A 5387-nucleotide genomic window follows, 5' to 3' on the forward strand; every position below is an offset into this window, starting at 1 on the left:
GACTTCTGCCTGGTTGTTCAGGGTCTGGGAACGGAACTGCTCACCACCCGATACGCCCACCCGGGTATACTGGTTCACCGGGTCCTGGCTGCCGAACACATCGGGGATCCCGAAAAGCCCTACCGTGTCAAACAGGAACTGCTGGTGCTTCGGGCTGAAGTAGAAGGGTTTGAAGGTGTTGTCATTGCCCACGATGCCTATGTACGGGTCCTCTCCTGCCATGGCCGGGGCGACCATAAAGAATACTGCCAGAGCTACAAATAACCATTTCATGTCATCTCCTCCTGTTAGTTGTTGTTTTCGTAACGTCTAAAAACCTATACGTAAAAGAACACACCTCGACATACCCCCGTCTCCGCTGACCGGTCTCAACCGCTCTCATGCCGCCCGAAGCATCACCTCCTTTCCCGTATATAGAGCTTCAGCGTTAAGCCATCCTTCCTAAATGTGTTGGCAATTCCTGTGCCGTGTCCGCCTCAGGATAAACGTGATAATGTTATGTATTATCTAACAGTTACACAACAATATTTCGGGGGTGTAACGTAAGGTATTGCAGGCCTGCGATAATCCCTTTGTAGGGGTTCGTTTTGTAGTATTTGTGCGCAATACTTTTTCGCAGGTGAGTTGCTAAGCTGGGAGTCTTCCCTCTCAGTGAGAGTCAGACACGCTCTACCCGGACAATGATCGTCTAAAATGCAACAAAAAGGGCGGTGATTGAGGAAGCACCTGCCTTGACGCTGAGCTGTCGCCTAGATACAGTTCTTATTTGTGCTTCAAAGACCTCTGCAAACATCGCCGGTCACGGCCCAGCGAAAGATCCGGTAAAGGGGTGTGAGAACATCCGTGGCGCTTTTGCAGAATTTGGACAATCAGGTTCGGATCGCGCGGCAGAATACAGATGAATCCTGGCAATACAACCGCTGAAGATAGTAGTGGTAAAGTTCATAATCCTCCTCCTCATCCGCTTGACTTACGCACACGCACGAGCGATTAGCAAAGAAGGATATGATCTATTCCATGGTTGCATCCGCAGCTGCCAGTGTCAAGCAAAACTTTTCTGAAACTTTTCTGCAAGCGCCAATTCTTCTGCAACCTATTGGTACTCGCCACCGCTTGAAAGGTCAGTCACCCGCGACGAATTGATTCAATATAACAGAGGAAGGTAATTTCCAGAAATGCAGCCGGCCCGCGGATTCTTTGCCGCGAGGAAATTGCACGTTTCTAAGCTATGCGTATTTAGCGGGAATGCCCAAGATGATTGTGCATTACGAAAAGAAGGCGCGACGTGAGGTTCAGACAGGGTCTTCGCGCGGACGATGCGCAGCAAGCACCGTCAACTTCAACCGGCTCGTGATGGGAGCTTTCAGAAGATATTTTGAGATGTTTTCGCCGAATAGTCTGGCAGCGCAAATCTCCGCGCAAGCTCCGCATTGCTCCGCCTTTGGAAGACGCACTCGATGATCTCCTCTTCACTTTCGATAGTAACCTGATGGGCATGGCCCCAGCGTGGTGGCGCAAGGCCTTGACCGAACCCCTCTCGATCCAGACCTGGTGAAGCCCCGCGCGGGGGAAGGGTACCCCCTGGGCCCTGCATGTGCGGAGTGCTCTGAACACCCTCTGGGGCTCTATGCAAGCATCATCGATGAGGAAGCCTTTTACTGGGGCATACCGGGCGAGGACATCAACGCTGAGATTTGTTATATCCACAAGAAGCACGTCAGGGGTAACGTAGCTGCTGGAAGGTCCTTCACCCACGACGATCGCATGATGCCTGTTCGTGATGAGGAGTTGACGAATAGCTTCGGCGAAGAGCGGGTTATCGAGGTGAATCAGTACGGTCATACTTCTTTTTTTCGGAGAGCGTACCGGCGACTTCCTGCCGATCCCTCTCGAGCGTGTCCTTTCTCCTTCAATTGCCATGCTCGTACGAACCTCTCTTTCCTACACCTAACAGCCCGCCACCTTGCTATAGCTCAAGGGGCGACAATCTCGTTCATCCTGGCGGATCAGGTATCCGCCAGCCGCGCCTAGGTATTGAGTTTAGAGGAGGGTGGGGGGTCCCCGGTACAGGTGACGGAAGATCGCTGATGATTGGTAAAGGGTAGGCCGTTCCTCGTGTAAGAAAGGTGCCACGTCCTTGCACGGAGGAGGGGATAATCGATGGCTGACCAGAGTGAGCGAGGCTGCATCGTTCTGATACGTCTGGCCCGAATCATCCGGGGCGGGAATCTCCACCGCAATGAATGCTGCCGCCGAGAAGCACAGCACCAACAGAATCACCGCGATGACTCTCACAACCAACAGTCCAGCCATAATTGTGAAGTCGTCATCTTTCAGAAATAGGTTACAGCTGACAAAATTGGGGAGGATCCCCCTGCCGCTCTGAAAGAGATGGGGCTTAGCCTTCCAGAAAGCGTATGAGCTTCTGATGGTAGAGTCCAGGAAATTCGAAGCGCGGGCGACATGCGTTGGGGACCTGCACGCGGGTAGCACTGCTAGAAAAACAATTCAAGTTTTTTCAAGCTTTGAATAGACGGGAAAGCTGCTCGTTCCGGGGACTTTCCTTGTGACGGGCAAACATTTCCTGCGCGTAGCGCGGGAGGAGAGGAAGCGGAAAACTCTTCTATCCGACGTGCTGCCTCAGCCGATCAACCGCTTAGAACGACCCTTCTCCAACGCCCATCAGTCGTGTCGACCAGCGATGGCAGTATACATCCACCGAGTTCTGCCGGGGCACATCAAGGCGCACCTGGATCATGTCGCCTGCCTCAAGGTCATTCTCCGTCTCACCCAGCGCATTCACCTGGCCAGTCACCGGAAGCTTCGTGACTATTGTTTTGTCCATGCACGCCTTGAGCAGGATCCTGGCGTTCGTGGAGCCGTCCAGTACCTGCGAGTTGACGTTGTTCGACATAGCCGCGGTCACCGGATCAAAGGCCAGCGTGTAGCTGCTCGGGTTCTTGAAAGCGGTCAGGTGGAAGGGTGTAAAGGCGTTGAAGGGGCCGGGATAGACAACTGCGCCGATCCTGGGAAGCGCTGTGTAACTTACCGGACTCACGCCGGGGTCGACTTCCTGGCGTACGCAGGTGCCTGCACCGACCCGTTCGCCCGTTTCCGCGGCACAGAGTTCAATGGAAGTTCCACCAGGTTTCAAAACGCCACATTCGATCACGATGTTAATCTCCCCGGAAGGCTTCTTGGGAAGACGGATCCACCATTCGTAGAAACCGGCGTTGCCCGCTGGCGTCTTGGCATTGGGAAGCGTAACCGCCTGGCCGGTCACATCGCAAACCTCTCGCCGGGTGCTTGCGGTCTGGGAACGGAACTGTTCGCCGGCGACGGGTACGCCCAGAGATTCCTGATCGAGCACGAACTGCTGCTGCCTTAGATTAAAATAGAAGTTCCATCCCGTTGCAGAAAGGTCATTATCGACGATCGCGACATACGGATCTTCCCCCGCCATGGCCGGGGCGACCATACAGAATAGTGTCAGACAGGCGAGTAACCATTTCATGTGTCTCCTCCTTTCTATTTATTCGTAACGTCTACAAATGGATATCCAATAGCTACCACCCGCTATCCGCTGTTGGACACCACCCCAGCGTCAATTCCGCTCCGTAGCACTGTCGCAAGCATCGTGCCATATCCGTCTTGCGTTCAGGTAAACGAAAAGGCTGCTCTTCCAGGCAGTTACACTGTTGGGGTCCTTGCAGCTGCGGGTTCTACTATTGGAGTCGTCCAGCACTCTCATCCAATTGTGCCGATTTCGTATCGCAGGCGTGCCATACTTCTCCAAAGGCATCGGCGCGTTGCTTCTTCTAGCGTGCAGCAGGGCAAGCAGCGGTGGCTTTGTCCCGGAGCAGCTTTCATCACTATTACTGGTAACCGCGGTCAAGAAAGAAGATGGATGAAGTAAAGAAGCTATACGTAAGATCGAGGCTTCAGCATCTTTTTTGAAATCTTTAAGAGAATGAAAATTGCGGAATCTTTCCGTGATGGGCTTGATTTTCGCGCGAGATGATGCATCCCCTCCTCTGGGTCTCGCCACATCCTGAAGGCCACTCTGCAAGGTCCCACCGTATTCCATGACTTCTCGTGCTACAGAACGTCCGTCTCCTCACCTGCGGGCATGGTGAGGATCACCTGGGCATTGGCATGATTGGTTTGTGGCATCACCCCGCCCACAGCGGGCGTGATCGCGCCGCAATCTCGGAAATGCCTATGCTGCTAAAAATAGCAGTTCTGGTGATCTTTACAGACCGTCTGCACCAGTTCTATGATAATTACCCATGATAAAGAAGGTACGCATTGCTTTTCTGCAGCTTTCTGGTGAGGCCCTCTTATGCCGTCCTCAGACTGCTGATATCAGGCGCCTGAGCCTCTTCCTCCAACAACCGTGCGGCTTCCACTTAGAATATCCTGTTTGTGCCTCAGCGCTCCAAGTTGTGCTACTGGCTATCGGGCAAGAAAAAGAGAAGGTATTGTTCCTCCTGCAACCGGTTTCGCCATAGCATTTTCTATGCGCTGCAGGAACGCCTCCCAGCGCAACTTAAAGAATTGCTCAAAGTTATCAGTCGTCACGGCGGTTTGATTTATCAAATGCGATTTAAGAATCTTGCCGAGCCGTTCATCGTCAATACCGGCGCTCCTTTGCAGTCGAGGTAAATATTTGCTGGGAGCATTGCCTCCTATCATTCTGTTCGTCACTGGCACAAGGTCCCGCTCAATCTCGGCAAAAAGAGACAACATGGTCACCAAGACCTTAGTCTGAATATCCTGTCTGCCGTTCAAGGTCAGGTTTTTTTGAGGCATATCACCTTCACCTTCTTCTTCAATAGTTCATCAACCAGAGTATGGCGATTTGACCCACAGATCGACCGAGGGAGGATAGTTCGGGGACTATCAGCACAGGCCACCTCGTCTCCCCCGCGTCAAACGAGGCCTTTACATCCGCTGAGGCTACCCAGGCCGTTGCCCTCGCTTCCATCATCGCTGCGCACTATGATGCATTCTAACGCCATTGCGATAGGCCCTTATGGTTATAGATCGCATTGAAGAAGTTCTCCTGAGTATTGCATATATGATACATAAGCCTGACCAGTTCATGAGAAAGTATTGCAGCGCTGCAATGGCGATGGCACGCTTGCCGAAAAACTCGACGCTGAAACTCCAAGCACTTCCGGGGTATTTGCTCGCGGGCTGACACAGGCACGATTGTTGCTGCTCCACACAAGGAGGGTCACTCAAAAGAGGCAGAGAATGTAGTGACCCGGGCAGGTGTTTAGGGATGGGAACCAGGTCTGTTTCAATAGCAAGATCGGTAGCAACCAGGCTCGCCGTGCTACGCTTAAGAGTCTCGTCCTCGCGCCAAAGGGAGCCTATAGCGT

5 protein-coding genes are annotated in these 5387 nt (G+C 52.9%); all 5 read right to left on the minus strand.

Going from position 1 to position 5387, the window contains the following annotated elements:
• Nucleotides 1-273, minus strand: a 273-nt coding sequence (locus tag VMT71_05675; GenBank protein ID HVN23440.1) for a hypothetical protein, incomplete at its 3' end; no start/stop codon positions are given.
• A gap of 963 nt (nucleotides 274-1236) precedes the next feature.
• Nucleotides 1237-1842 (minus strand): hypothetical protein, encoded by a 606-nt coding sequence (locus VMT71_05680; GenBank protein ID HVN23441.1) that lies wholly within the window; start codon nucleotides 1840-1842, stop codon nucleotides 1237-1239.
• 198 nt (nucleotides 1843-2040) lie between these two features.
• Nucleotides 2041-2313 carry a hypothetical protein gene (locus tag VMT71_05685; protein HVN23442.1) on the minus strand — a complete coding sequence of 91 codons (273 nt, stop codon included), beginning with the start codon at nucleotides 2311-2313 and terminating at the stop codon, nucleotides 2041-2043.
• Nucleotides 2314-2656: 343 nt separating this feature from the next.
• The gene (locus VMT71_05690; protein ID HVN23443.1) at nucleotides 2657-3514 is read right to left on the minus strand and encodes a hypothetical protein; all 858 of its coding nucleotides are present in this window, start codon (nucleotides 3512-3514) and stop codon (nucleotides 2657-2659) included.
• Nucleotides 3515-4455: 941 nt separating this feature from the next.
• Nucleotides 4456-4812 carry a hypothetical protein gene (locus tag VMT71_05695; GenBank protein HVN23444.1) on the minus strand — a complete coding sequence of 119 codons (357 nt, stop codon included), beginning with the start codon at nucleotides 4810-4812 and terminating at the stop codon, nucleotides 4456-4458.
• Between the last annotated feature and the right edge of the window lie 575 nt (nucleotides 4813-5387).

The organism is Syntrophorhabdales bacterium, assembly GCA_035541455.1.
Classification (GTDB): Bacteria; Desulfobacterota; Syntrophorhabdia; order Syntrophorhabdales; family WCHB1-27; genus JADGQN01.

What these genes read in the sequence shown, in the direction of transcription:
- VMT71_05680 (HVN23441.1), bottom strand. Translation starts at nt 1,842, where the DNA reads ATGACCGTACTGATTCACCTCGATAACCCGCTCTTCGCCGAAGCTATT.
- VMT71_05685 (HVN23442.1), bottom strand. Translation starts at nt 2,313, where the DNA reads ATGGCTGGACTGTTGGTTGTGAGAGTCATCGCGGTGATTCTGTTGGTG.
- VMT71_05690 (HVN23443.1), bottom strand. Translation starts at nt 3,514, where the DNA reads ATGAAATGGTTACTCGCCTGTCTGACACTATTCTGTATGGTCGCCCCG.
- VMT71_05695 (HVN23444.1), bottom strand. Translation starts at nt 4,812, where the DNA reads ATGCCTCAAAAAAACCTGACCTTGAACGGCAGACAGGATATTCAGACT.